Here is a 24,882-nt window from a genome sequence, read left to right on the forward strand (position 1 = left end):
GCCCTGGCGTTGTATTCGGGGCGCTGTCTACAACTCCGCTGTGAACCTGCTTCCAATCGAATCCAATCTTATCATGACGAACCCAACTGTTTCTGCCAGTCTGTTTAGCGCCATCGAGATGGCCCCACGCGACCCGATCCTGGGCATCACCGAAGCATTTAACGCGGACCAGAATCCCGCCAAAATCAATCTGGGCGTTGGCGTCTATTATGACGACAACGGCAAGGTGCCTCTGTTAGCTTGCGTACGCAAGGCGGAAGCCATCCTGATCGAACAGGCGGCGCCACGCACGTATTTGCCGATCGAAGGCCTGGCTGCCTACGACAAGGCGGTGCAAGAGCTGGTATTTGGCGCCGACAGCGCCGTAATTCAAGAGCGCCGCGCCGTCACCGTGCAAGCCATCGGCGGCACGGGCGCACTGAAGATCGGTGCCGACTTCCTGCAGCGCTTTGCGCCGGGTGCCCAGGTCTACATCAGCGACCCGAGCTGGGAAAACCACCGCGCGCTGTTCGAGAACGCCGGTTTCGTCGTGAATAACTACGCGTACTACGATGCCGCCACCCACGGCGTGAACTTCGACGGCATGCTGGCCAGCCTGAACGCCATGCCAGCCGGCTCCATCGTCGTGCTGCACGCCTGCTGCCACAACCCGACCGGCGCCGACCTCAGCGTTGCCCAGTGGGATCAGATCATCGCCATCGTCACGTCGCGCGGCCTGGTGCCGTTCCTCGACATGGCCTATCAAGGCTTTGCCAACGGCATCGCCGAAGACGGCGCCGTGGTGCGCCGCTTTGCCGACGCCGGCGGCCCGCTGCTGGTGTCGAACTCGTTCTCGAAGTCGTTCTCGCTGTACGGCGAGCGCGTGGGCGCCCTCAGCGTCGTCGCCTCGAGCGCCGACGAAGCGGCACGCCTGCTGTCGCAACTGAAGCGCGTCGTGCGCACCAACTACTCGAACCCGCCTACGCACGGCGGCAAGGTGGTCGCCACCGTGCTGGCCACGCCGGAACTGCGCCAGCTGTGGGAAGAGGAACTGGCCGGCATGCGCGTGCGCATCCGCGAAATGCGCAATGCCTTCGTGGAAAAGCTGAAGGCCAAGGCGCCAGGCCACGATTTCGAATTCGTGCGCCAGCAAATCGGCATGTTCTCGTACTCGGGCCTGAGCAAGGAACAAGTGGCGTCGTTGCGCGAGCAATCGATCTACGCCGTCGACACGGGCCGTATCTGCGTGGCAGCGTTGAATTCGCGCAATATCGACATCGTCATTGACGCGATCGCTAAAGTGCTTTAAGATATTGCTTCTTCGGCGCTGCATGCAAGTGCGGCGCTGATGGCGGTAGAAAGTCGGCAGTAACCGTATTCAGCAAGGTGCAGTCTCGGTCTTGCAAATATGGAGCAGGCGACATATAATATTGCCTCTTTTCCCTGATAGCTCAGTTGGTAGAGCGACGGACTGTTAATCCGCAGGTCCCTGGTTCGAGTCCAGGTCGGGGAGCCAGAATTCGGAAGGCCACGTTGAAAAACGTGGCCTTTTTTGTTTTCCGCTACAGGAGCGGGCATGACGGCAAGATAAGAATTTCCCTATGGGAATCTAGACAGCTGCATGGTTGCCCTATATAATACGGCCTCTTTTCCCTGATAGCTCAGTTGGTAGAGCGACGGACTGTTAATCCGCAGGTCCCTGGTTCGAGTCCAGGTCGGGGAGCCAGAATTCGGAAGGCCATGTTGAAAAACATGGCCTTTTTTGTTTTGCGCCCCGGCGGCAGGGCCTTCCGGTGCGTTTGCGCGTTTTGCGCTATCCTGAGTGCATCACTTCAGGAGCGCCATCCCATGACTTGTACCTCTGCCTTGCGCCATATCGTCCTGTGCGACTTCCTCGATGCCATCACGCCTGCCAAGCATGCTGAGCTCATCTATGAGTTTTCGCAGCTGAAACACCGCATACCTGGCGTGCGGCAATTCGAATGGGGGGCGAATGTCAGCCCGGAAGGCCTCGACGATGGCTATACCGATTGTTTCACGCTGACTTTTGAAGGGCCGGCCGCGCGCGACGCCTACCTGACGCATCCCGCGCACCTGGCCTTCGTCGAGCTGCTCAAGCCATGGCTGGGGCGGGTGCTGGTGGTTGACTATATCGCGCAGGAAAATCCCGGCTGAACGGCGTCCATGGCCCTGGGCGAGAAAAAATGGACATTTTCGCAGGGGAAATCTAGACATGCGGGAGTTTGCCCTATAGAATGCGGCCTCTTTTCCCTGATAGCTCAGTTGGTAGAGCGACGGACTGTTAATCCGCAGGTCCCTGGTTCGAGTCCAGGTCGGGGAGCCAGAACATGCAGCAGCAGAAAGCCCAGCCTTGAACGGTTGGGCTTTTTGCATTTCAGGGCCCGTTTGCGGGCGCATGGCGGGCCGAGGTGGGGCCGTTGGGTGCACCCCTGCGGTTGCGTCTCGTGGACACAATGTGGCAACAGGCAAGAGTGTTGATGCTGGGTAAAGCACTGGGCAACTGGTGCGAATATTGGTGCTGGAGGGAGGGTGCTGAATGATCAATAATACTTAGTGTAAGTTGTATTTTGCATGGAGATTTCAGTTGCTTGCGATTATTTAATTATCATGCCACAATGACATTGTTGATGTTGATTAAATTCGGAGCGATTAAATGAAAACGATAGTTGGATATTCTTTTGCTGGTCCTGCAGGAAACACGTTTGGCATACCTATTGGGTTTGATTTCGGTAAGCGGGAATATGAGGCAAATCCATATATTCCTCAGGTGGGAAGTACTGTGACGCTTTCTTATGGTTCTGATCTGGCTCAGGCAGCTATATTTGCCGTAAGTAGCGTACATCCTATTCTGACATCTGATGATGCGGATCAGTTTGATGTCTTTGTTTTACTTGAGTAACGGAAATAAATATGATATCAGGTGTTTCTTTTCTTGCCTTGATATCTGACTGGAAGCGAACGACTTGAATCTCACATCTCATTATGGCAATAGACTGTTATCATGGAACTTTTTTCACGACAGCCGAGGAGCTAGTTGCAGGAAAGGTTGATGTCACCATCGGAGGAGGCGAGCTTGGAATGGGGTTCTATACAGGAGAACACTTATGGGTGGCAAAATCTTGGGCAGCGAATCGACACGGACTCCAGGGGGCGGTCGTACATATTGAGGTTGAGGAGGATGACTTCTTTGGGTTGGAGCCATTATTACTTTCGCGTATAGATGCCCTCAAGCACAGAGATGAAATTCGTAAAGCAAATACCACGCGAACCCATACATTTAAAGGTAATTTGGTATGGTCACCGATTGTTGGTACTACACGTGTTGATGCGGATCAATATAAATTTGAAAATTCAAAAGCCCAAGCGTTGCTTAATGGAGCGAAAGTTCATCGCAAAAGAATTTAATGAATTCAGTATTTTATTTGTGTCGTAGTCCCGACGACCCTGAGCAATTCGTCTTTGCGGATGAGTTGCCAAATGATTACTATTCGCCTGGACTTTTTGTTGTGGAGGCGTCTACTCAAGCAGGTGTAGTGGATCAGATTTTCAAATTTCGGGCCAGACAAGGTGAGCAAGTTCTTGAGCTTGAATTGAAACGATCGGAAAATGGACGAGCTTACATCGTGAATGCGGCTAAAAACGGGACGTTCTATTTTAAACTAGTGGCTTTTAAAAAATCTTCACGCTACGTCGGCCTACGTAGTAGAGTATTTCAAGATATGCCATTGTACAGAATAGAGCCGGCTAATATGGGGCAACTTGAACGAGCTTGCATTAACCGAGACTTTTATTTTATTGGTAGCTCAGGTATCCAAACGGGCAATGATATATAACAGATGATTGGAGGGACTGCGGTTCGCGCTTGTTAGCAAGGGGATGGTTGTCGTCGACGAGTTTATTCGTTAACTTTTTATGCCTGTCATGTAGTTTTCGGTTCACTGTTGTTGGTAGCGCTGGTCCGCGTCCTTCGGAAGTTGACCTTGGCTTGTTGCCCTAGGATGATCATGCGGAGTTCCGACTTGTTAATCCGCAGGTCCCTGGTTCGAGTCCAGGTCGGGGAGCCAGAACATGCAGCAGCAGAAAGCCCAGCCTTCACCGGTTGGGCTTTTTGCATTTCAGGGCCCGTTTGCGGGCGCATGGCGGGCCTTGCGCGCCGACTCTTGATCCATCGCACAGTGCGCCAGGCATCCGCGACTAAGCTTGAGGAATCGGGGCGCCGGCACGTCTGTCATCGCCTGCATTGCAACTTCCTGGGGAGGCTGACATGGATGACATGGCAAGTGCCGGATCGGCAACGATCGTGCTCGTGCATGGTGGCTTTGTCGATGGATCGGGCTGGGAAGGCGTCTACGGGGCACTGCGTGCAGCGGGTTGTCGCGTGTCCATCGTGCAGAATCCAACGATCTCGCTGGCAGACGATGTTGCCGCCACCAGGCGGGTCATTGCCGCGGCGCCCGGCGCCGTGATCCTCGTTGGCCATTCCTATGGCGGCGCCGTCGTCACGGAAGCGGGCAACGATGCCAAGGTCAAGGCATTGGTCTACATCGCGGCGTTCGTGCCGGATCAGGGCGAGTCCGTCGACGCGCTGCTTCAACATGCCCCGCCCGGCGCGCCGTCGCCGCCCATCCTGCCGCCACGCGACGGTTTCCTCCTGCTCGACCAGAAAAAGTTTGCGGCAGCGTTCGCGGCCGATGTGCCCAGGGACAAGGCCAGCTTCATGGCGGCATCGCAAGTGCCCTGGGGGATGGCCGCATTGACCGGGGTGGTGGCGGTGCCAGCGTGGAGGAGCAAACCCAGCTGGTACCTGGTCGCCACCGAGGACAGGATGATTGCACCGGCGATGCAGCGCGATATGGCCCGGCGCGCGGGTTCGGCCGTGGTCGACGTCCCAGCCAGCCACGCCGTCTACATTTCCCAAGCGGATGCGGTGGCGTCACTGATCAGGAAGGCCGTTGCGGGCATTGCCGAGGAGTAAGTCGGAAGCGCCAGCGCCAGGCACCGGCTCCGGAAAATGGCCTCAGGGCCAGCACCGGGGCCGGTTGCTGACCCCGGGTGTTTATCCGGAATTGGCCGCCGTATCCAAGGTCTTGAGGATGGCTTCCTGAAACTTTACAGGCTCATCCTGGTGAATTTGATGGCCGGAATGGTCAAAGAAAAATAGCCCCTTCTTGGGCGCCTTCAATGTCTCGAAATACGCTTGCGTGATCCTGGTCGAGGTCTGGATATCGTTTTTGCCGACGAAGAAATACACGGGGCAGTCAACGCTCTTCAAGGTCTTGGGCAGGTCAATGTTCATGACCTCGTTCCACACGGGCGACCAGGTTTTCGACCATTGCAGAAAGCCCGTCTTGAAACCCGCGCTGGTCGCGAATGCCTTGCCATCCTTGTAAAAAAGCCATTTCCTTAAATAAAACATGCCTTCGTCATTTTCAAAGGGAATGTTGACGCTGTTCAATTCCTGGCTGGCGAGGGCATTGTCCTTGAAATGCTCTTTCAAGGCTTTCAGCAATTCTTTCTCGCTTTCCAGCTGGCTGACGACAGGATTCGAGGCGAAATAGGCATGCAGCAGTTCCGGGTGATGCTTGACGATATAAAAACCCAGGACGTTGCCCCAGGAGCTGCCCAGCAAGTATATTTTTTCCTGCTTTAATTGCTTCCTCAGGAACTGTATGACTTGATACGTGTCCTGTTCCATCTGTCCGACGGACGGTTGTGTTGGCGAGGGATTCAGTTGCAATGTTTTGCCGGCGTCGCGCTGGTCCCATTGGACGATGGTAAATCTGCTTTTCAGGAGCTTGCTAAAGGTATCCGCGCCCTTGATCATGGAGCTTCCCGGGCCGCCCGATAAAAACAGGAGCACGGGTTTGCTGGCGTCATCCGTCTTGATTTCCACAAGCTGTTTTATTCCGCCAATGTCGGGTGTCAGGGTGGTGGTGACTTCAGCGGAGGCGGGTTTCGCGTCTGCTGTCGTTTGCGCCTTGCATCCATAAAATGGGATGAGGGCTGCAAGGAAAACTACCAATGTCATTTTTTTTATCATGGTTGAAAGATCAGTTTCAGGTTGGTCACGTCGGCGCATACCACGCCGCATTTGAGTAATTTCCTATCGCACGCCAGACCCATCAGCCTGGCATGGTCTCCATCGGGTGCTTCGAAAAATCTCCTTCTCAGAAAATGACATGCATAAAAATCAGGGGCTTGCGTCGTGACGTTGCGCAAGTCAGAGGCGCAGCGCTTCCAGTGCCCGATAACCGGGCTGCAGCCGGGCCGCGATGTCCGCCAGGCTGTCGTCGGCCGGCGCGTGCGGATCACCATGGTAGGCCGTGCCATATTTGGCATGCACGCCGCCACGCTCGCGCATGGCCTGCAGCTGCGCCGCCGTGGGGGCGATGCCGAAACGCGACAGCAAGTCGCTGAACACGATGCCAGGCAATTGACTGTAGTTAATTAAATGCAGCTGGCCGGCGGCCGCGTGCGGCTGGGCGGCGGTAAACAGGCCGGACAGCACCAGGCCCGCATAGCCATCGAGGTCGCCCGGCGCCAGCTGGTGGGCGGGCAGCGGCAGCTGTGCCGGATGCAGCATGCCGGGCACCATCTGCGGTCCCCGCTGGCGCTGGTGCGAGGCCAGCACCGCTTGCGGCTCACGGTACAGGAACAGGCAGGGCGTGGCGGGAAACGCTTGCCGCAACAGGGCCAGGCTGTGGATATGCCAGCAATCGAATTTGATGAAGCAGTGCGTTTCGTCGCCATTGCGGCGCTGGCCCAGCGCCAGCATGGCCTGGCGCAGCAGGGTGATGGTGTCCGTGGCGTCCGCGCCATCGTGATGCCGGCGCAGCAGCGAGTCGACGATGGGCGGCTCCGACATCACTATGCACTGTGGCAACGCTGCCAGCAGCTGGGTCAGCAGGGTCGAGCCGCAGCGCGAGACGTGGAAGATGAAGGCGTCGGGCGCCAGGCAATCGTCGAGGCTGGCCAGCGCCGCCAGGGGCGTGCGGCACACGCGGCGCTCTGCGGTCGGCTGGCGCGCCAGGGTGTTGACAAAGAAAGCATCGCTGAAGCGCTGCCGGCCCAGGTCGCGCCAGCAGACGGATGCGTCGCCGCTCTGCGCGTCGCGCTCCACGGACAGGGGATACCAGCCGCGCAAGTCCATGCCTGCATGCCATGCCACCGCCGCACCCCTGGCCAGCAGGCGCTCCTGGCCGGCTAGGCCGTACTGGACGCTCATGCGGCCATGCCGGCCAGTACCGCCAGTTTGCCGGCCAGCGCCAGGGTGACGGGCGTAGCGGCCTCGCGCAGGCGGGCGATGACATCGCGCACATTGCCATCGTTGATGTTGGGATCGCCATATTTGGCGGCCGCCTTCGGCACGAAGCCCGCTTCGGCGAACAGGGCCGTCAGCCAGGCGTTGGTGATGCAGTCGATGACCAGATGGATGCGTGGCGTCGCACCGCCGTTGTGTACGGCGTGCAGGCAGCTGGCATCCATGTACCAGGCGTGGCCTGCCGTGAAGTGCACGCTTTCGCCATCAATGCTGAACAGCACTTGCGGCGAGGTGTGGATGGGGATGTGGATGCGCGTGAGGCCGTCCTGCAGCGCCGTTTTGGCGTCGCGGTGGGCGTGGATGGCGGCCCCAGGCGCCAGCGCCATCAGGCGCGCGGCGCTGATGTCGCAGGCAAAGCTGCCCAGCACGTCCTGCAGATAGGGGCAGCGCGCCAGCTGCGGCGTGGCGGCGTACGCGACGCCATCGATGGGCATGATGTGGCGCGCCTCGCCGCCTGCCGAGCGCAGCGGCACGCAGCTCCAGCCCTTGTCATAGGCGTCCGTATTGAAATGGCTGATCCATTCAGCCGCGGCGAACTGGTCGCTGTCGCCTTGCAGGCGCGCCACGTCGAAGGACAGGGGCAGGCGCAGCCAGGTGCTGGGCGCGCCCGGCGTGTTCGCGGCCGCCATTATTGCGCGCTCCATGCCAGCTGTTCCTGCACCTCGTTTTCACCGCGCAGGTGAAAGCCCAGCTGCTGGTACAGCTTGCGCGCGGCGGCGTTGCTTTTGTTGACGGCAAGGTGGATGTGCAGCCGGTGCTGCGCGGCTTGCGCCTGCAGGCCGCGCAGCACGGCGCTGCCGGCACCGTGGCCGCGCGCCGCGGGCACGATGGCGATATCGATCAGGTGCAGCACGTCGCCCTGTTGCTCGATGATCAGGCGGCCGATGGGCCTGTCGCCATGTTCCAGCACCAGGTAGACGGCTTGCGGATACGTCTGGCGATAACCGTGGCTTTGCATGGTGCGCTGCATGGCGATCAGTTGCTCGATCAGGGCGGGGGCGGCCGGCATCTGGCGCAGGTCGTCGCGCGTGGAACCGTATAGCGCGGCGGCAAAGTCATCGTCATCGTCGCGCTGGGCGCGCAATCGATACGGGGCGGGCAAGCTGGCGAGGGCGGAAAACGGCAGGGTGTGCATCGATGCTCCGGTATGTTCTTGCGAGTGCTACACATTAACAGGCGTATATCTTTGCTATGCTGCCAAGTTTTAAGCGGACTTGCAATCATTTCAAGGACGCAGCCTGCATTCCGTCCGTATCCCTGCCATGCTGCGGCGCCGTGCATGAGGTCGATGCGGCGTCTGCGCCAAGCGCCGTGATTGTTGCGCGAAGCGTCGAGGCTAGCTCCCGGTAGTAATACTACATTGGCAAACAATTTACTTATGTAGGATAATGACGAGACGAATTGCATTTGCTCAAATGTGATTTAACGCAACCATCCAAGTCAACAAAACAACAAGTCTTGCGGGAGTCTCGTCTCATGAACCATCCAGGCAGCGAACCATCTGCAGCATCCCCCTCCATTTCCAGAATCAGCCGTCGCCACGCCCTGATCGGCCTGGCCGCCTTATTGGCGCAGGCCGGGTTCTGGAGCAATCCATTGTCCGCCATGCCGGCGCCGGCCAGCGCGCCTGCCGCCGGCCTGGCGCCGGGCAGCATGCTGTTCTACACGCTGTCGCAGACGATCACCGGGCATCGCGATTTATCCGCCGGCACGGCGGCGCGCATCGAGCAAGCCATGCGCACGAATGTGCCCGGCTTTGCCGACCGTTTGCCGCGCCTGGGCGCGCTGCTCGTCACGGACCAGGAAGCGAAAACCCTGCTGGCCGCCGCCACTGCCGCCGATTCTGGGCTGCGCGAGCTGGCGCTGGCCATCGTCGCCGCCTGGTACACGGGCACCGTCGCCGGCAACGCGGCGCAGGGCACGCAATCGATCGTCGTCGCGTATGCGGAAGCACTGATGTACCGCACGGTGGCCGATGGGCAAGTGGTGCCCACGTATTGCAATTACGGCCCCCTGTGGTGGCTGAAGGCGCCGCCGGCCGTGCGCGTTGCCGCCCCCGTGGCGCCGAAACCCGTGCCCGCCCCGGCCACCACCGGCACTCCCGAACCGAAAGGCAAGCAAGCAAAATGAAATCTCCCCAATTCAAGAGTAATGGCGACGTCGTCGCCGATGTCGTCATCGTCGGTAGCGGCGTGGTCGGCGCCATGATGGCCGACCAGCTGGCCGCGCAAGGCCATTCCGTGATCATGCTGGAAGCAGGCCTGCGCATCGAGCGGGGGCAAGCCGTGGAAAACTGGCGCAACATGCCGTTCGAGAACCGCGTCGGTTCCGATTTCCAGGGCCTGTATCCGCAGGCGGACAACGCGCCCGCACCGCTGTATTTCCCGAAGAATAACTACGTGGAATTGTCCGGCCCCAGCGGCAGCAGTTTCCAGCAGGGCTATCTGCGCACGGTGGGCGGCACCACCTGGCACTGGGCCGCGTCGTGCTGGCGCCACCTGCCGTCGGACATGCGCATGAAAAGCGATTACGGGGTAGGGCGCGACTGGGCCATTTCCTATGACGAGCTGGAACCGTACTATTGCCGCGCCGAGCAGGAAATGGGCGTGGCCGGTCCCAACGATCCTGCCCTGCAGTCGCCCAGCGAACGCAGCGCGCCGTACCCGATGGACATGGTGCCCTGGGGTTATGGCGACAAGCGCTTCGCCGAAGTGGTCAACCCGCACGGCTACCGCTCCGTGCCGATTCCGCAAGGGCGCTCGACGCGTCCGTGGCAGGGCCGTCCCACTTGCTGCGGCAATAATAATTGCCAGCCGATCTGCCCCATCGGCGCCATGTACAACGGCATCCACCACGTGGAACGGGCCGAGCTGAAAGGTGCGGGCGTGCTGGCCGAGGCCGTCGTCTACCGCATCGACACGGACCAGAACAACCGCGTGACGGCCGTGCACTGGTATGACGCCAAGAAACAGTCGCACATGGCGACGGGCAAGGCCTTCGTCATCGCCTGCAACGGCATCGAGACGCCGCGTTTGCTGCTGCTGGCGGCCAACCAGAATAATCCGAACGGCATCGCCAACAGTTCCGACCAGGTGGGCCGCAACATGATGGACCATTCCGGTTTCCACTGTACCTTCCTTGCCAATGAGCCGATCTGGACGGGCCGCGGTCCGGCGCAGAGCAGCTGCCTGGTGGGGCCGCGCGACGGCGCCTTCCGCGCGCAGTATTCGGCCAACAAGATGATCCTGAACAATATCACCAGGGTCGGGCCTGCTACCCAGCAGTCGCTGAAACTGGGCCTGGTGGGCAAGGACCTCGACGACGAGATCCGTCGCCGCGCCGCGTTCGGCGTGGATTTGTCGATCAGCCTGGAACCCTTGCCCGAAGCGCATAATCGCTTGACCTTGAGCAAGACGCGCAAGGACCCGCTGGGCCTGGCCTGTCCCGACATTTATTACGACGTGGGCGACTACGTGCGCAATGGCGCCAAGGCCGCGCACGCGCAGCTCGAGCACATCGGCAAGCTGTTCGGCGCCGTCGAGTTCAACATCACCAGCAGCCTGAACGCGAATAACCACATCATGGGCGGCGTGATCATGGGTTCGAACCGCGCCGATTCCGTCGTCGACGGCAATTGCCGCGCGCACGACCATGCCAACCTGTGGCTGCCCGGCGGCGGCGCCATGCCGTCGGCCAGCGTTGTCAACACGACCCTCAGCATGGCCGCGCTCGGCTTGCGCGCGGCCGACGACATCGCCCGTACGCTGGCAAGGGAGGCCACATGATGCGCCGCCTGCCTCTGCACCTCTCTTTTGTCCTCGGCCTGGCGTTGCTGGCCGGCGGCGCCATCGCTGCCGTGCCCGCATCCGCGCCGGCCTCGGCGCCGCCCGTCACCCTGACGCCGGACCGTCCGGCCGCGCCTGCCGCAGTCGCTGCAGCCGGCCCCGATGCGCGCCTGGAGCGGGGGCGCTACCTGGCCATCGCCGCCGACTGCATGGCGTGCCATACGGCCGCCGGCGGCAAGCCGTATGCAGGCGGCTACGCCATCGACTCGCCGCTGGGCACGATTTACGCGACGAATATCACGCCGTCGAAAAAAGGCGGCATCGGCCACTACAGCGAGGCCGAGTTTGCGCGCGCGCTGCGCGAAGGCGTGCGGGCCGACGGCAGCCACCTGTATCCGGCCATGCCCTACACCAGCTATGCGCAGCTGACGGATGCGGACGTGGGCGACCTGTATTACTACTTCATGCAGGCCGTCCAGCCGGTCGACGAGCCGGCGCGCCAGACGGCCCTGCCATTCCCGTTCAATGTGCGCCTGTCCATGCTGGGCTGGAATACCTTGTTCCTCAACAATAAACGCTTCGTGCCCGATCCGGGCAAGAGCGCGCAGATCAACCGCGGCGCCTACCTGGCCGAAGGGCTGGCTCACTGCAGCGCCTGCCACACGCCGCGCAATATGCTGATGGCCGAAGTGGGCAGCCAGAGCCTGGCCGGCGCTGCGCTCGGTTCCTGGCATGCGCCCAACATCACGTCGGACAAGGTCAGCGGCATCGGCGCCTGGACGGATGCGGAACTCACGGCTTACCTGAAGACGGGTCACGTGGAAGGCAAGGGCCAGGCGGCGGGCGGCATGGCCGAAGCCATCCAGAACAGCCTGCAATTCCTGCGCGACGACGACGTGGCCGCCATCGTCGCGTGGCTGCGCACGGTGCCGCCCGTGCGCGCGCCGGGGCAGGCCAGGGCCGCCTTCAGCTACGGCAGCGCGGCCAGCGAGGAAGCCGTGCTGCGCGGCACGGCCAGTTCCACCGAACACCATTCGCTGAACAGCGGCGCCGTGCTGTTTTCCGGCTATTGCGCCAGCTGCCATTCGGCCAGCGGCGCCGGCAGCACGGGCCAGGCCTATCCGGCCCTGTTCCACAATACGGCCACGGGCGGCGCCACGCCGGCGAATCTGGTGTCGGCCATCCTGTTCGGCGTCGAGCGCAAGATCGAGGGCGAAGAGCACGAAGCGTTCATGCCCCGTTTCGACCGGCGCTCGTACGTGCAGCCGTTGACGGATGAGCAGATCGCGTCGATCGCCAACTACGTGCTGAAGCAGTACGGCAACCCGGACGTGACGGTGACGCCCGCCTACGTGGCGCAGGCGCGCAGCGGCGGCGACAAGCCCGTGCTGGCGCGCATGCAGCCGTTCATGCTGCCGGGCGGCGTGGTGGGCATCTTGCTGCTGATCGCGCTGTTCGTGTGGCTGCGCCGGCGCCGCCAGCGCAATGCTTGAGCGTCGGAGCGGGGGAGAAACGGCGCGGAATATGAGCGTTGGGCGCAACTTGCAGTAAAATGCAGGCTGAAAAATGGTTACGAGCAATCGTAGCCATTTTTTATTCTGGCCCGATCCTGGCGATTGTTTTCGCCTCATTTTAAAATTGACAATGTCCCATTCCCTGCATCACCAATTTTTACGTTTCGCCGCCGTCGGCGCTTCCGGCACGGCCGTGCAATACAGCGTGCTGTGGGGCGGCGTGGAATGGGCTGGCATCAGCGCCGCCGCCGCTTCCGGTATCGGCTACATCCTCGGTTCCGTCGTCAACTACATCCTCAATTACTTTTTCACTTTTAAAAGTGACAAGGGGCACGGCGAAGCGGCCAGCAAGTATTTCACCTTGCTGGGCATCGGCTGGTGCATCAATACGGGGCTGATGTGGCTGCTGGTGCACCAGCTGGGCTGGTATTACTGGCTGGCGCAGGTGCTGGCGACGGGTATCGGGCTGGTCTGGAATTTTGCGGGCAGCCGCTGGTGGGCGTTCAAGCCGGCCGGCGCGGCGGGAAAGTAGGCGTACATTCAGCAAGAGTGGCAATAAAAAGAGGCGCACCGGCCACCAGCCGGCGCCCGGTTTTACCAAAACAAGGGGTTAATCATGCAGTTCCTGGAACGCTATTTCAAATTGAAGGACAACGGGACCAATGTGCGCACGGAGCTGCTGGCCGGCCTGACCACATTCCTGACGATGGCCTACATCATCTTCGTCAACCCGTCCATCCTCGGCGATGCCGGCATGCCGAAAGACTCCGTCTTCGTCGCCACCTGCCTGGCGGCCGCCATCGGCACCCTGATCATGGGCCTGTACGCGAATTACCCGATTGCGCTGGCGCCGGGCATGGGCTTGAATGCGTATTTCTCGTACACGGTGGTCAAGGGCATGGGCATGAGCTGGGAAGTGGCGCTGGGCGCCGTCTTCATTTCCGGTTGCCTGTTCATCCTGGTCAGCCTGTTCAAGGTGCGCGAGATGATCATCAACAGCATCCCGCCCGCGCTGCGCACGGCGATTACCGTCGGTATCGGCCTGTTCCTGGCGATCATTTCGCTGAAAAGCGCGGGCGTGGTGGTGTCGAATCCGGCCACCATCATCGCCCTGGGCGACTTGCACCAGGCGGCGCCCATCCTGGCCATCCTCGGTTTCTTCATCATCGTCGCGCTGGACCGCCTGAAAGTGCCGGGCGCCATCCTGATCGGCATTCTTGCCATCACCGTCGCCAGCTTCTTCTTCGGCGGCAACCAGTTCAACGGCATCGTCTCGACGCCGCCCGCCATCGAGCCGACCCTGTTCAAGCTCGACATCATGGGCGCGCTGTCGATCGGCATCGTCAACGTGGTGCTGGTGTTTTTCCTGGTAGAACTGTTTGACGCGACAGGCACCCTGATGGGCGTGGCCAACCGTGCCGGTTTGTTGAAAGACGGCAAGATGGAGCGCATGAACAAGGCCTTGCTGGCCGACAGCACGGCGATCGCTGCCGGCGCCTGCCTGGGCACGTCGAGCACCACGGCCTTCGTGGAAAGCGCGGCCGGTGTGCAGGCGGGCGGCCGCACGGGCTTGACGGCCGTGGCCGTTGCGCTGCTGTTCCTGGGCAGCCTGTTCTTCGCCCCGCTGGCGCACACGGTGCCGCCGTACGCGACGGCGCCCGCGTTGCTGTACGTGGCTTGTTTGATGCTGCGCGAACTGACTTTCATCGACTGGGATGACAGCACGGAAAGCATTCCGGCCGCGATCACGGCGCTGATGATGCCATTTACCTATTCCGTGGCCAGCGGCGTGGCCTTCGGCTTCATCACCTACGCCGTATTGAAACTGTTGACGGGCAAGGGCAAACAAGTGTCGGTGGTGGCTTACATCATCGCCGCCATCTTCCTGTTCAAGTTCATTTATCTGGGCGAATAGCCGGTTCGCCGGCGCATGCATGGCCCCGGCATAAAAAAGGCCGCCAGTGCAGCAGCATCGGCGGCCTTTGCCGTTGGCGCGGGCATTCACATCAGCAGGGCCGCCACCAGGTCTTTCCTGTCGCCGCCTGCGCTGCCGTCGAAGCGCAATGCCGCCTCCACATGCGTCAGGTGCTCCAGCATCAGGCGCGTCGCCAGGTCCGCGTCGCCGCTGCGCGCCGCCTCGAGAAAGCGGCCATGTTCGTCGCACGAGCAGGCCGCGTCGTGGCTGGACTGGTACAGCATGGTGATGAGGGAGCTGCGCCCCACCAGTTCGCGCACGATATCGCGCAGGACGGCATTGCCGGCGATGTCGGCCAGCAGCACGTGGAAGTCGCCCAGCAGTTGCGAACGCAGCGGCGTGGCCTGGGCCAGCGCCAGGCGCTCCGCCTTCAGGTGCCGCTCCAGCATCCTGTAGTCGGCAGGCTTGGCCCGCGCGACGAAGGCGCGCGCCACGCCCGCCTCGACGATGCGCCGCGCGGCGAAAATGTCGCGCGCCTCCGCCTCGCTGGGCTGGCTGACGAAGGCGCCCTTGTCGGGCACCATGCGTATCAGTTTGTCTTTCGACAGGATCAGCAGGGCGGCGCGGATCTTCGTGCGGCTGACGCCATACAGCCGGCACAGCGCCTCTTCGCGCAGCCGGGTGCCGGGCGGCAACTGGCGCGCCACGATGGCCGCCGCGATATGCCCGGCGATCTCGGGCGAGCTGTCGCCGCTGCCGGGCTTGTCCATTGCGGGTGCGCTTGATTCGTCGGTCATGTCAGGTGAGAACAGTCGGCCAGGGACAAGGATGAACCTTGCAAGCGCATGCCAGCGCGGCAGCGTGGATCAGGCCCCAGCCGCCGGCATGCCGTTCAGCGCCTTCCGTGCTGCGAAGGCCAGGCTATTCTACTATCTTGCGTCGCGGCGCGCAGACGACCTCGGCAGTGCCCCGGCCGCGTTGCGCACGCTTGCTCCGATGCTTGCTCCGTATGGCGTAAGCGTGCCGTGCCAGCACACCGTGCAGGCGCAGCTTGAGGATGGGTGCGGATATGCCGGCCACCGTTTTTCCGCCGTTTTTCAACTCCTTTTCAGCTGCTTTTCAGCTGTTTTCCCGCAGCGGCCTCGCTGCCGTCACTTTTCAGCAACCCTTATCCAGTCGTTGATCCTGGCGCCCCTGACGCTTTACTTCACCGCCATTTTGCCGTTTCGCCGCCTTCCAGCCGTATTCTGGCCTTTGCCCGCTGCGGGGGCATTTGCTTGCCTGGGGCCGGGTCTTCGCCGCCAGAATCCGATGGTTGCTCGCTGCCGGACGCGCTGTTGCCATGCCCGGCGTGCGGTGGGCGTGGCGGAACCTGCCGTGCTCTGGGCGCCGCTGGCGCCATGTTTTTTGCCAGCATGCCGATTGCAACTAGACATGGGAAATTTTGACGTATATAATTCGGCCTCCTTTCCCTGATAGCTCAGTTGGTAGAGCGACGGACTGTTAATCCGCAGGTCCCTGGTTCGAGTCCAGGTCGGGGAGCCAGAACAAGCAGTAGCAAAGGGCCACGTGGCAACACGTGGCCCTTTTGTCATGTGCGCACGGTTTCCCGTTCACGCAGTCCATCCCTTCAATGCATGACGACTACGCGATGCCTGTCTGCCTGCCGGCGGCCGGGACTCGCTGCATGCTTCCCGGATCAGGGATCGACAAACACGTCGAAACGGATCTTGAGCGGGCTGCCCCACGAGATATCCACCCAGGCGCGGAAGCCGCCGTTATACGGGGCGATGTTGTACACGGCCATGCGGGCTGCGCCGATAAAACGGTCTTGCGCATTCGCTGCATACTCGCTGATATTGAGGAAGACGCGCGAATTGGCCTTCACGTTGGCATTGGCGAAGTTGACCGAAGGATGCACGCCATTGGCGGTCCACGTGTAGTAGGTGGTGAAGGCGGCGGGGCTCAGGTTGAGATCCTGTGCCGCCGCGCCTTTTGCACTCTTGCCTTCCTGCTCCGTCGGCGCATCGGTTTCTTCCAGTGCCAGGTTGCTGCCGGTGCGGTGTTCTACTTTCATTTCCATGATGTACTCCTGATCGATAGTTTGGACGCCGCGCCTGTCGTTGCGCGGCCGGACGCCGTATCTGCTGCCGTGACGGCCAGTGTCACGTCCTGGCTGATAAGGTAGCCGCCTGCTCCATGCTGTTGGAGTTATCCATTTTAGGCGTGCGCACAGAGACTAAGGGCTGCTGGCGACGAGAAAAACAGCGTGAACTTGTGCTGGCGCAAAGACCTTGCAGGCAGTTCCCGATGTCTTTTCTTGCAGGCTATTTTTATGCGGGCCGCAGGCGCGCCGGACAGGACGATGGCACAATAGTCCAGCTTGTCCTGTCATGCGTAAACCGTTGCGAGCCTAGCCTATGCCGATACTGAACCTGAATACCGAAGACGATGTGTACTATGAGCTGATCGATGGCGACCCCGCCAAGCCCTGCCTGGTCTTCCTGCACGAGGGACTCGGTTGCTGCGCGATGTGGAAGGATTTTCCGGCGCAGCTGTGCCAGGCCACGGGCTGCCGCGGCTTGCTGTATGACCGCCTCGGCTACGGACAGTCGTCGCCGCTGACCTTGCGCCGCCAGATCCATTATTTGCACGACTATGCGCTGCGCGAGTTGCCGCACGTGCTGGCCGCCCTGATTCCGGGGCAGGATCATTTCCTCATCGGCCACTCCGATGGCGGCAGCATCGCCCTGATCTATGCGGCGCAGCAGCCGCCACGCTTGCGCGGCATCATCACCGAGGCGGCGCACGTGTTCGTCGAAGGCATGACGCTCGACGGCATCCGCACGGCCGACGCGGCGTTCGGCGCCGGCAAGCTGCGCGCGCTGGCGAAATACCATGGGGACAAGACGGAGACCATCTTCAAGGCCTGGTCCGAGACTTGGCTCAGCTATGGTTTCCAGTTCTGGAACATCGAATACCTGCTGCCGTCCGTCGAGTGCCCGGCGCTGGTGGTACAGGGCAGTGAAGACCAGTATGGCAGCGCGGCCCAGGTCGACGCCATCGTGGCACAGGCGCTGAACGCCATGCCGGCCATGGTCGAGCAGTGCGGCCACACGCCGCACCAGGAGCAGCCGCAAGCGCTGCTGGCGCTGATGGAGGGCTTTTTGCGTGGCCGCCTGGAGGCGTCCCATCACCCGAGGACATGATGATTTCCCACCTGGACCACCTGGTACTGACGACCCGCGACAAGGCGGCGTGCATCGATTTCTATACGCGCGTGCTGGGCATGCGGCTGGAAACCTTTGGCGCCGGGCGCCACGCGTTCAAGTTCGGCGCGCAGAAAATCAACCTGCACGAAGCGGGCAGGGAATTCCTGCCCAAGGCGGAACTGCCGACGCCCGGCGCGCTGGACCTGTGCTTCATCGCCGCCGTGCCGCTCGATGCCTTCATCGCCCACCTGGCCAGCCTGGGCGTGGCCATCGAGGAAGGCCCCGTGGCCCGCACGGGCGCCAACTGGCCCATCCGTTCCGTCTACCTGCGCGACCCCGACGGTAACCTGATCGAAGTGTCCGAACGCGCCTGAGAGCGCCTGTGCGACGGCTGGCGTGGCGACAGCGCCATCGCCGTCAATGGCAGGCGGGATCGCTGTCCCAGCGCCCCGAGCAGATGCGCGAGCGGCACAGCATGCCCTCGATCATGCCCAGCTGCTTGCAGCGCTGCAGCAAGCCTGCCGTTTCCCCGTCCTCGCCACGCAGCACCACGTCGCGCGCCGCCCTTGGCGTGCCTGCCTGCCGGTGCGCATGGGCCACCATGGCCGTCAGCAAGGCGACGTCGCTGTCGCCCGGTGCGGTTGCCGTCGGCCGGGACGCTGGCTGGCGCGTGGCGGCCGGCGCTTTGCGCGGCGCGCTCGCGGCAGGGGACGCCGCCACGGCCAGCGGCGGTATCGCCGGCAGCGTCAGCATCGCTTCATTGACGATGGTGGCGGCCTGCGGCGCGGCCGCTTGCTGCACCGCAGGCGGGGGCAGGGAAGGCGCGCCGGCGGCCGCCGTCGCCATGGCCGGCGCGGACACCGGGCGTACGGGCGGGCTGACGGGCTCATGCGCGAGCGCGGCCAGGAGGAGGAGCGTCGCGCCGGCGCCGGCACCGGCCCAGTAGCGCCAGCCGGGATGCCGGCGCGCAGCGGGCACGGTCGTGGCGGCACCCCCATGTTCGAGCCGGGACAGGATGCGGTTGCCTCCGGCTTGCGTGGCGGGCGTACTGCCCTCGGCCAGCAGCCTGGGACCGCGCGCCGTGCCGTCCCCGGTTTTCAGTAAAGACAAAATATCACCTCCGAACTGGATCGAACTTGATGTAAACCGCGCTCATGCGGGCCGCGGGCGCATACGATCTAGCGATACCGCCGGGCAATGCTGTCCGGTCCCTCGCCGATGCCTGTCACGGAGCGCCCCATGTTCGTCGCCCTGGTCCTGATGTATTTCCTGCTGGCTTGCTTCGCCTGCTGGCTGCTGCTGTTTCCCGGCGGCCGCGCCATCGTGCTGCACGCCGTGGTCAACCTGGGCTGGCGCGTGCAGCGACGCGCGCAACGCCTGCACCGTGGTGGCGGGGCGCAATGGCAGCGCCTGCAGCGGCACACGGGGTCCGGGCTGGCCGGTGGCTGGCAGCTGCTGTCGCGCCACCGCTGGCTGTCGCTGGCGGGCGGCCTGCTGATCGTCGCGCCGCCGCTGCTGGCCTGGCTGTCCGGCGAGCGCATCGTCCTGCGCGGCTATGCGGACAGGCAACACGCCATCAACGACCAGGTCAGCGACTTGCTCAGGGGCGAGCAGCTGGTGCCGCCGCCCACCTTGCCGCCGCTGCTGTTTTCCACGGCGGAGGTGACGCAGCTGCGTCCGCTGCTCGGCGGCGCCAGCCGCAACTGGCAGCTGCTCGACCACGACTATGCGCAGCGCCTGCTGCTGGTCTTCAAGATCATGAAGGACGTGCATGGCTACGATATGGTCTTGCTGGAAGGCTACCGCAGCCCGGCGCGCCAGGACCAGCTGGCGGCGGCCGGCCCGCACGTGACGAATGCCCGTGCGTTTCAAAGCTATCACCAGTACGGCCTGGCTGCCGATTGCGCGTTCATGCATGAAGGAAAGCTCATCATTTCTGAAAAAAATGCCTGGGCCATGCGCGGCTATCGCCTGTATGGCGTGACGGCCGAATCGGTGGGCCTGCGCTGGGGCGGGCGCTGGACCATGATGGATTTCGGTCATACGGAATTACCGCAGCCCCGCGTGCTGGGCAAGTAGGCGGCGCAGCCATTCTAGCGCCGCGCGCAGGCCGAGATTTCACAGGCGTAAGCATGCTTGCGCAGCATCAAGGGCGCCGCGCCATGCACCGCTGGCGGCCTGCCGATACTTGTCCTTTATCAACAAAGTCCGGTCCCATTGCTGTCAGCATGGGCCGGGTCCGCCTGGTTTCGCGGCGGCGCCATTTCCGCTGTGCGACCTCACCCTGGGCTCACCATGCCGCGACGCATTTGGTATTTCCTCACCGACAGCCGCAATCTGACCATTCTCGGTTTCGTGGCGCTGGCCGCCTTCCTGTACCTGGGCGCCGAGGTACTGGAAGTGGCGCTGGTCTGGGCCCTGGCCTTGCTGTTGCTGACGGCGCTGGCCTGGCTGGGCGCCTGGCTGTGGCGCCGCCGGCGCGCGCGGCGCGATGCGCAGGCGCTGGGCCAGGCCATCCTCAACCAGGCCGAGATCGCCGCTGCCGAGGCGGCTACGGCGGCCAGTCCGCAAAATGGCGAACTCGACGCCGTGCGCACGGGCATGCTGGCCGCCATCGACACCATCAAGAGTTCCAGGCTGGGGCTCAAGTCGGGCGCCGCCGCCTTGTATGAATTGCCGTGGTACATGATCATTGGCAATCCGGCCGCCGGCAAGAGCAGCGCCATCCTGCATTCGGGCCTGCAATTTCCTTTCGCCGACGGCAAGATCGTGCAAGGCGTGGGCGGCACCCGCAACTGCGACTGGTTTTTCACCACCGATGGCATCGTGCTCGACACGGCCGGCCGCTACTCCGTCGTCGACGAGCACCGCGGCGAGTGGTTCGGCTTTCTCGACCTGCTGAAAAAATACCGGCGCAAGGCGCCCGTCAACGGCATCCTCATCGCCGTCAGCATCGCCGAGCTGGGCGGCGATCCCGATGTCGGCATGCAGCTGGCGCGCAGCCTGCGCAAGCGCGTGCAGGACGTCATCGAGCGCCTGGAAGTATTCGCGCCCCTGTACATCGTGTTTACCAAGGCGGACCTGATCGCCGGCTTCGGCGAATTTTTCGCCGAAGCCGAACGCAGCGAGCGCGAGCGCGTCTGGGGCGCCACCATGCCCTACCGGCGCAAGTTGCCGACCTTGGAGTTGCTGAGCTTTTTCGACCAGAGTTTCGATGAATTGCACGATGGCTTGACGGAACTGAGCCTGGCCAACATGGCGCACCGGCAGCGCAAGGCGATGGCGCCCGGGGTGTTTACTTTTCCGCTCGAGTTCGCCGCCATCAAGCCGGCCTTGCGCGCCTTCATCGCCACCCTGTTCGAGGAAAATCCGTTCCAGTTCCAGCCCGTGTTCCGCGGCTTTTATTTGACCAGCGCGCTGCAGGAGGGCGAACCCGTCAGCGCCTCGCGGCAGCGGGTGGCGCGCCGCTTCGACCTGACCTTCATGCCGGCCCCGGCCGCGGCGCCATCGGGCGCGCGCCAGCATGGCTATTTCCTGCTCGACCTGTTCCGCAAGGTGATCTTTGCCGACAAGCACCTGGTGGCCAACTATGCGAGCCGCGCCAGGCTGCGTTTCAAGTATGCCGTGTTCTTTACGGCCACCGTCACCCTGGGTGCCTGCCTGGGCGGCTGGAGCTGGTCTTACCTGGGCAACCGGCAACTGGTGGCCAATGTCGAGGCCGATTTAAACAAAGTGCTGAAGCTGCAGGAGCAGCGGCTGGACCTGCAATCGCGCCTCGAGGCGCTCGACATCTTGCAGGACCGCATCGAGCAACTGGAAGCATACCGCACGCAGCGGCCGTGGTCCCTGCGCATGGGCCTGTACCAGGGCGAGCTGCTCGAGCGCAAGCTGCGCGAAGAGTATTTCGCCGGCGCCCGCCACGTCATGCTGGCGCCGGTGACGGCCGGCCTGGAAGCCTTGCTGGCGGAGATGAACGCCAGCGCCGACCAGCTGCAGCCGGCCGCGCGCACGCCGCAAACGCCGCCCGCCATGCCGCCTGCCGCAACGGCTGCCGCGCCGCGCGGCGTCCAGTACCAGGCGGCCAGCGCGACGAACGTGGAAGACGCCTATAACGCGCTGAAAACCTATCTGATGCTGGCCGATAAGACGCATGCGGAAAGCAGTCACCTGAACGACCAGATGACGCGCTTCTGGCGCGGCTGGCTGGAAGGCAACCGGGGCGCCATGCCGCGCGAGCAGATGATACGCAGCGCCGAGCGGCTGCTGACGTTTTACCTGGCGCAGATCGGCGACCCGTCGTGGCCGCGCATCGAGCAAAAGCTGGCGCTGGTCGACCAGGCGCGCGAGAACCTGCGCCGCGTCGTGCGCGGCATGCCGGCGCGCGAGCGCGTGTATGCCGACATTCGCGCACGCGCCGCGACGCGCTTTCCCGGCATGACGGTGGCGCGCATCGTCGGCCAGCAGGACCAGGCGCTGCTGGCCGGCAGCCATGCGGTGTCGGGCGCCTACACGCGCCAGGCGTGGGAAAAGTTCGTCGAGGGCGCGTTCCGCGACGCCGCCAACCGTGAGCTGCAAAGCGCGGACTGGGTGCTGAAGAGCGCCTCCACCGACGACCTGACGCTGGAAGGCAGTCCGGAGCAGATCGAGAAAAACCTCGTGGCGCTGTACAAGGCCGACTACGCGCGCGAGTGGCAAAAGTTCGTGCAGGGCGTGGCCGTCGCCGACCTGAAAGGCTTCGACGGCGCCGTGCAGGCGATGAACCGCCTGGGCGACCCGCAGGCGTCGCCGATCGCCAGGCTGCTGACGACCATTTACGATGAAACCTCGTGGGACAATCCGGCCCTGCAGAATGCGCAGCTGCGCACGGCCGAGCGGGGCATCATCGCCTGGTTCAAGGAGACCGTGCTGCGCCGCGCGCCATCGCAGCTGACGTCGAACCCTGGCCTGAACGCGCAGGCCGACCCGGCCCGCCTGGACAAGCCGATGGGGCCCGTGGGACGCGAATTTGCCGGCGTCGCCAAGCTGGTGGCGGCCAGGGACAGCAATGCCTCGCTGATGCGCGCCTACCTGGAGGCGCTGTCGAAACTGCGCAGCCGCTTGAACCTGCTGAAGAACCAGGGCGATGCGGGGCCGGGCGCGCGCCAGTTCATGCAGCAGACGCTCGAGGGCGGCGGCTCCGAGCTGGCCGACGCGCTGAAACTGGTCGACGAGCAGATGCTCACGGGGATGAGCGATGCGCAAAAGCAGGCCATCCGCCCCATCCTCGTGCGCCCGCTGATGCAGACCTTCGCCGTCATCGTGGCGCCGGCCGAACTGGACCTCAACAAGACCTGGGCGGCGCAGGTGTATGAACCGTTCCAGAAGTCGCTGGCCCACAAGTATCCATTCGCGCCCGCCGCGCGCATCGAGGCGAGCAGCCTGGAGATCGGCCAGTTCTTCGGCCCGGAAGGGCTGGTGGCGAAATTCGTCACGACTTCCATGGGGCCGCTGGTGGTGCGGCGCGGCGACGTGCTGGCGCCGCGCACCTGGGCCGACATGGGCATCAGCCTGTCGCCGCAGGTGGTGGCGCGCTTTCCCGGCTGGATCGCGCCGCTGGGCGCGGGCGGCGTGGCGGCCACGTCGACGGCGGCGCAGACCGTGTTCCAGATCCAGCCGTCGCCGGCGCCGGGCACGCTGGAATACACGCTGGAGATCGACGGCCAGCAGCTGCGCTACCGCAATACGCCGGCGCAGTGGACCAACATGGTGCATCCCGGCCCGCAGGGCGCGGCGGGCACGCAGGGAGCGCGCATCACGGCCGTCACCTTCGACGGGCGCACGGTGGAACTGTTCAACGAGCCGGGCCAGTTCGGCCTGAAGCGCATGATCGACGCGGCGGCCAAGAAGCGCAAGGACGGCGGCGTGTTTGAACTGCGCTGGACGCGCGGCGACGTCGCCGTGGCGCTCGACCTGAAAATCACCAGCAGCGCCGAGACGACAGGGGCGGGCGCGACCAGCGGGCCGCAGGAGCAGGGCTTTCGCGGCATGCAGCTGCCCGAGACCATCGTCGGGGCTGCGGCCCCTCCGGTAGTCCTTCCTGTGGCCCCGCCTGTAGCGGCGCAGGCCATCGCCGCGGCCGACGTGCCCGCGGTGGCAAGCGGGGTGGCGCCATGAGGCGCGGGCCGCAGCAGGTGCGCCTCGGCTACTTCGGCAAGATTCCCGCGCGCGGCGACTTTATCAAGGCCTGCGACAACCACGCGCTGGTGCAGCTGCTCGACGACTGGCTGGCGCAGGTGATGAACGCGCTGACGGCCGCGCCGCGCTGGAAGCTCAATTACGACGCCTTGCCGCCGCTGCGCTTTGCCTTTGTCGGCACGCGCAGCCGGCGCGCCATCGCCGGGCGCCTGGAAGCGAGCAGCGACCAGTCGCAGCGGCGCTTTCCCTTCATGGCCATGGGCGCGCTGGAGGTCGACGACGCCGACGCCTTCGTCGCCTGCAGTCCGCTGGTGCTGGCGCCGTTGTGGCAGCGCGTCGAGCAGCTGTCGCAGGGCATCGTGGCCAGCGCCGAACCGGCATCGGCGCTGCTGGCGCTGGCCGGCGACGTGGTGGATGTCGAGACGGCCGCCGCCGGTCATGCGGCGCAATTGTCGGCCTTCCTGCAGGCGCAGACCCTGCACGGGCTGCAAGTCATGCTGGCCTCGCCCGCGTTTCCCGTGACGGTGCGCGAACTGCTGCTGGGCCTGGGCCTGCTGCTGCAGCCGGTACGACACAGCAGCGGGCCGCGCCTGGAAAAAAGCCTGGTGCTGCCGCTGCCGCAGGCGGTGCGCGAGCGCGAACTGGTGGCCAGCTTCTGGCTGCACCTGGTCGCCCCCTTCCTGCGCCACGGCGACTTCGAACTGGCGCTGTTCTTCGCCCATCTCGACGAGGCGCCCGTGCTGGTGATCGGTTTTGGCGGCGCCGACCCGCATGGCTTGCATGCGCTGATCGACCCGCAGGCGGCCAGCGAGCGGCTGGTGGTGTTCGACCAGCTGGACTGGGTCGAGGAGCAGCTGGAGCAGGACCCGGCGCTGCGCCAGCTGTCCGCCTGCCTGCAGCAGGAGCAGCTGTCGCTGCGCTCGGCCTGCGCCCTGTTTGCCGACACCTTTGCCTGAAGGAT

General features: G+C 63.4%; 23 protein-coding genes and 4 tRNA genes. 20 read left to right on the forward strand and 7 right to left on the reverse strand.

From position 1 onward, the window contains the following. Positions 1 to 73 precede the first annotated feature (73 nt). The 9 genes from O0880_RS06535 (at position 74) to O0880_RS06575 (ending at position 4,975) form a co-directional block, all read left to right on the forward strand. A complete protein-coding gene (locus tag O0880_RS06535; protein ID WP_289885672.1) occupies positions 74 to 1,288 on the forward strand; it encodes an amino acid aminotransferase in 1,215 nt (404 codons plus the stop codon). A 131-nt stretch (positions 1,289 to 1,419) separates the two neighbouring features. After that, positions 1,420 to 1,495, forward strand: a tRNA-Asn gene (locus O0880_RS06540). A 134-nt stretch (positions 1,496 to 1,629) separates the two neighbouring features. Continuing rightward, positions 1,630 to 1,705: transfer RNA gene (locus O0880_RS06545), tRNA-Asn, on the forward strand. A gap of 122 nt (positions 1,706 to 1,827) precedes the next feature. Further along, positions 1,828 to 2,154: a Dabb family protein gene (locus O0880_RS06550; protein ID WP_071322725.1), complete on the forward strand. Its 327-nt coding sequence runs from the start codon at positions 1,828 to 1,830 to the stop codon at positions 2,152 to 2,154. A gap of 93 nt (positions 2,155 to 2,247) precedes the next feature. Next, a tRNA-Asn gene (locus O0880_RS06555) sits at positions 2,248 to 2,323 on the forward strand. A 330-nt stretch (positions 2,324 to 2,653) separates the two neighbouring features. Then, positions 2,654 to 2,899, forward strand: coding sequence for a hypothetical protein (locus tag O0880_RS06560; protein WP_289885673.1), 246 nt, complete (start codon positions 2,654 to 2,656; stop codon positions 2,897 to 2,899). Between the two features lie 83 nt (positions 2,900 to 2,982). Continuing rightward, on the forward strand, positions 2,983 to 3,405 hold the full coding sequence (locus O0880_RS06565; protein WP_289885675.1) for a hypothetical protein: 423 nt from the start codon (positions 2,983 to 2,985) through the stop codon (positions 3,403 to 3,405). Further along, on the forward strand, positions 3,405 to 3,833 hold the full coding sequence (locus O0880_RS06570) for a hypothetical protein (RefSeq protein ID WP_289885677.1): 429 nt from the start codon (positions 3,405 to 3,407) through the stop codon (positions 3,831 to 3,833). Before O0880_RS06565 ends, O0880_RS06570 begins: the two co-directional genes overlap by 1 nt. A gap of 431 nt (positions 3,834 to 4,264) precedes the next feature. Then, positions 4,265 to 4,975 (forward strand): alpha/beta hydrolase, encoded by a 711-nt coding sequence (locus O0880_RS06575; RefSeq protein WP_289885678.1) that lies wholly within the window; start codon positions 4,265 to 4,267, stop codon positions 4,973 to 4,975. 81 nt (positions 4,976 to 5,056) lie between these two features. Here O0880_RS06575 and O0880_RS06580 read toward each other — a convergent pair whose 3' ends face one another. The 4 genes from O0880_RS06580 to O0880_RS06595 all read right to left on the reverse strand — a co-directional run bounded on the left by O0880_RS06580 (position 5,057) and on the right by O0880_RS06595 (position 8,456). Then, on the reverse strand, positions 5,057 to 6,028 hold the full coding sequence (locus O0880_RS06580) for an alpha/beta hydrolase (RefSeq protein WP_289885679.1): 972 nt from the start codon (positions 6,026 to 6,028) through the stop codon (positions 5,057 to 5,059). A 192-nt stretch (positions 6,029 to 6,220) separates the two neighbouring features. After that, on the reverse strand, positions 6,221 to 7,225 hold the full coding sequence (locus tag O0880_RS06585; RefSeq protein WP_289885680.1) for a hypothetical protein: 1,005 nt from the start codon (positions 7,223 to 7,225) through the stop codon (positions 6,221 to 6,223). After that, complete coding sequence (locus O0880_RS06590) at positions 7,222 to 7,965, reverse strand: aspartyl/asparaginyl beta-hydroxylase domain-containing protein (protein WP_289885681.1); 744 nt, start codon at positions 7,963 to 7,965, stop codon at positions 7,222 to 7,224. Before O0880_RS06590 ends, O0880_RS06585 begins: the two co-directional genes overlap by 4 nt. Continuing rightward, the gene (locus tag O0880_RS06595) at positions 7,950 to 8,456 is read right to left on the reverse strand and encodes a GNAT family N-acetyltransferase (RefSeq protein ID WP_289885682.1); all 507 of its coding nucleotides are present in this window, start codon (positions 8,454 to 8,456) and stop codon (positions 7,950 to 7,952) included. The genes O0880_RS06590 and O0880_RS06595 overlap by 16 nt, the downstream gene beginning before the upstream one ends. Positions 8,457 to 8,797: 341 nt before the next feature. Here O0880_RS06595 and O0880_RS06600 point away from each other — a divergent pair, with 341 nt between their 5' ends. The 5 genes from O0880_RS06600 (at position 8,798) to O0880_RS06620 (ending at position 14,535) form a co-directional block, all read left to right on the forward strand. Next, the gene (locus tag O0880_RS06600) at positions 8,798 to 9,451 is read left to right on the forward strand and encodes a sugar dehydrogenase complex small subunit (RefSeq protein WP_289885684.1); all 654 of its coding nucleotides are present in this window, start codon (positions 8,798 to 8,800) and stop codon (positions 9,449 to 9,451) included. After that, entirely contained in the window at positions 9,448 to 11,106 is a 1,659-nt protein-coding gene (locus tag O0880_RS06605; RefSeq protein WP_289885686.1) for a GMC family oxidoreductase, read from the forward strand. The genes O0880_RS06600 and O0880_RS06605 overlap by 4 nt, the downstream gene beginning before the upstream one ends. Beyond that, complete coding sequence (locus O0880_RS06610; protein WP_289885688.1) at positions 11,103 to 12,599, forward strand: c-type cytochrome; 1,497 nt, start codon at positions 11,103 to 11,105, stop codon at positions 12,597 to 12,599. The genes O0880_RS06605 and O0880_RS06610 overlap by 4 nt, the downstream gene beginning before the upstream one ends. A gap of 151 nt (positions 12,600 to 12,750) precedes the next feature. Beyond that, positions 12,751 to 13,152 carry a GtrA family protein gene (locus O0880_RS06615; RefSeq protein WP_071322731.1) on the forward strand — a complete coding sequence of 134 codons (402 nt, stop codon included), beginning with the start codon at positions 12,751 to 12,753 and terminating at the stop codon, positions 13,150 to 13,152. An 84-nt stretch (positions 13,153 to 13,236) separates the two neighbouring features. Continuing rightward, entirely contained in the window at positions 13,237 to 14,535 is a 1,299-nt protein-coding gene (locus O0880_RS06620; RefSeq protein WP_071322732.1) for an NCS2 family permease, read from the forward strand. A gap of 86 nt (positions 14,536 to 14,621) precedes the next feature. Here O0880_RS06620 and O0880_RS06625 read toward each other — a convergent pair whose 3' ends face one another. Beyond that, the gene (locus O0880_RS06625) at positions 14,622 to 15,305 is read right to left on the reverse strand and encodes a GntR family transcriptional regulator (RefSeq protein ID WP_071322733.1); all 684 of its coding nucleotides are present in this window, start codon (positions 15,303 to 15,305) and stop codon (positions 14,622 to 14,624) included. Positions 15,306 to 16,004: 699 nt separating this feature from the next. Between O0880_RS06625 and O0880_RS06630 the strand changes: the two genes are divergently transcribed. Beyond that, a tRNA-Asn gene (locus O0880_RS06630) sits at positions 16,005 to 16,080 on the forward strand. Positions 16,081 to 16,234: 154 nt separating this feature from the next. Here O0880_RS06630 and O0880_RS06635 read toward each other — a convergent pair. Beyond that, positions 16,235 to 16,618, reverse strand: coding sequence for a hypothetical protein (locus tag O0880_RS06635; RefSeq protein ID WP_232251098.1), 384 nt, complete (start codon positions 16,616 to 16,618; stop codon positions 16,235 to 16,237). A 337-nt stretch (positions 16,619 to 16,955) separates the two neighbouring features. On the opposite strand from O0880_RS06635, the gene O0880_RS06640 reads away from it, so the two are divergent. After that, positions 16,956 to 17,744, forward strand: coding sequence for an alpha/beta hydrolase (locus O0880_RS06640; protein ID WP_289885689.1), 789 nt, complete (start codon positions 16,956 to 16,958; stop codon positions 17,742 to 17,744). Beyond that, positions 17,744 to 18,121, forward strand: coding sequence for a VOC family protein (locus O0880_RS06645; RefSeq protein ID WP_071326307.1), 378 nt, complete (start codon positions 17,744 to 17,746; stop codon positions 18,119 to 18,121). Before O0880_RS06640 ends, O0880_RS06645 begins: the two co-directional genes overlap by 1 nt. 43 nt (positions 18,122 to 18,164) lie before the next feature. Here the strand turns inward: O0880_RS06645 and O0880_RS06650 are convergent, their stop codons facing one another. Then, positions 18,165 to 18,857, reverse strand: coding sequence for a hypothetical protein (locus O0880_RS06650; protein ID WP_289885690.1), 693 nt, complete (start codon positions 18,855 to 18,857; stop codon positions 18,165 to 18,167). A 129-nt stretch (positions 18,858 to 18,986) separates the two neighbouring features. Here O0880_RS06650 and O0880_RS06655 point away from each other — a divergent pair, with 129 nt between their 5' ends. The 3 genes from O0880_RS06655 (at position 18,987) to tagF (ending at position 24,877) form a co-directional block, all read left to right on the forward strand. After that, complete coding sequence (locus O0880_RS06655; RefSeq protein WP_289885691.1) at positions 18,987 to 19,826, forward strand: M15 family metallopeptidase; 840 nt, start codon at positions 18,987 to 18,989, stop codon at positions 19,824 to 19,826. A gap of 216 nt (positions 19,827 to 20,042) precedes the next feature. Further along, positions 20,043 to 23,900: a type VI secretion system membrane subunit TssM gene (gene tssM / locus O0880_RS06660; RefSeq protein WP_289885692.1), complete on the forward strand. Its 3,858-nt coding sequence runs from the start codon at positions 20,043 to 20,045 to the stop codon at positions 23,898 to 23,900. Continuing rightward, complete coding sequence (tagF, locus tag O0880_RS06665; RefSeq protein WP_289885693.1) at positions 23,897 to 24,877, forward strand: type VI secretion system-associated protein TagF; 981 nt, start codon at positions 23,897 to 23,899, stop codon at positions 24,875 to 24,877. Before tssM ends, tagF begins: the two co-directional genes overlap by 4 nt. The last annotated feature ends 5 nt before the right edge of the window (positions 24,878 to 24,882 follow it).

Source organism: Janthinobacterium sp. SUN118 (genome assembly GCF_030397695.1).
GTDB lineage: Bacteria > Pseudomonadota > Gammaproteobacteria > Burkholderiales > Burkholderiaceae_D > Janthinobacterium.

Coding starts and splice junctions, on each gene's coding strand:
- O0880_RS06570 (WP_289885677.1), top strand. CDS start 3,405: ATGAATTCAGTATTTTATTTGTGTCGTAGTCCCGACGACCCTGAGCAA.
- O0880_RS06575 (WP_289885678.1), top strand. CDS start 4,265: ATGGATGACATGGCAAGTGCCGGATCGGCAACGATCGTGCTCGTGCAT.
- O0880_RS06610 (WP_289885688.1), top strand. CDS start 11,103: ATGATGCGCCGCCTGCCTCTGCACCTCTCTTTTGTCCTCGGCCTGGCG.
- O0880_RS06565 (WP_289885675.1), top strand. CDS start 2,983: ATGGCAATAGACTGTTATCATGGAACTTTTTTCACGACAGCCGAGGAG.
- O0880_RS06640 (WP_289885689.1), top strand. CDS start 16,956: ATGCCGATACTGAACCTGAATACCGAAGACGATGTGTACTATGAGCTG.
- O0880_RS06645 (WP_071326307.1), top strand. CDS start 17,744: ATGATTTCCCACCTGGACCACCTGGTACTGACGACCCGCGACAAGGCG.
- O0880_RS06625 (WP_071322733.1), bottom strand. CDS start 15,305: ATGGACAAGCCCGGCAGCGGCGACAGCTCGCCCGAGATCGCCGGGCAT.
- tagF (WP_289885693.1), top strand. CDS start 23,897: ATGAGGCGCGGGCCGCAGCAGGTGCGCCTCGGCTACTTCGGCAAGATT.
- O0880_RS06580 (WP_289885679.1), bottom strand. CDS start 6,028: ATGACATTGGTAGTTTTCCTTGCAGCCCTCATCCCATTTTATGGATGC.
- O0880_RS06560 (WP_289885673.1), top strand. CDS start 2,654: ATGAAAACGATAGTTGGATATTCTTTTGCTGGTCCTGCAGGAAACACG.
- tssM (WP_289885692.1), top strand. CDS start 20,043: ATGCCGCGACGCATTTGGTATTTCCTCACCGACAGCCGCAATCTGACC.
- O0880_RS06590 (WP_289885681.1), bottom strand. CDS start 7,965: ATGGAGCGCGCAATAATGGCGGCCGCGAACACGCCGGGCGCGCCCAGC.
- O0880_RS06620 (WP_071322732.1), top strand. CDS start 13,237: ATGCAGTTCCTGGAACGCTATTTCAAATTGAAGGACAACGGGACCAAT.
- O0880_RS06635 (WP_232251098.1), bottom strand. CDS start 16,618: ATGGAAATGAAAGTAGAACACCGCACCGGCAGCAACCTGGCACTGGAA.
- O0880_RS06615 (WP_071322731.1), top strand. CDS start 12,751: ATGTCCCATTCCCTGCATCACCAATTTTTACGTTTCGCCGCCGTCGGC.
- O0880_RS06655 (WP_289885691.1), top strand. CDS start 18,987: ATGTTCGTCGCCCTGGTCCTGATGTATTTCCTGCTGGCTTGCTTCGCC.
- O0880_RS06550 (WP_071322725.1), top strand. CDS start 1,828: ATGACTTGTACCTCTGCCTTGCGCCATATCGTCCTGTGCGACTTCCTC.
- O0880_RS06585 (WP_289885680.1), bottom strand. CDS start 7,225: ATGAGCGTCCAGTACGGCCTAGCCGGCCAGGAGCGCCTGCTGGCCAGG.
- O0880_RS06600 (WP_289885684.1), top strand. CDS start 8,798: ATGAACCATCCAGGCAGCGAACCATCTGCAGCATCCCCCTCCATTTCC.
- O0880_RS06605 (WP_289885686.1), top strand. CDS start 9,448: ATGAAATCTCCCCAATTCAAGAGTAATGGCGACGTCGTCGCCGATGTC.
- O0880_RS06535 (WP_289885672.1), top strand. CDS start 74: ATGACGAACCCAACTGTTTCTGCCAGTCTGTTTAGCGCCATCGAGATG.
- O0880_RS06595 (WP_289885682.1), bottom strand. CDS start 8,456: ATGCACACCCTGCCGTTTTCCGCCCTCGCCAGCTTGCCCGCCCCGTAT.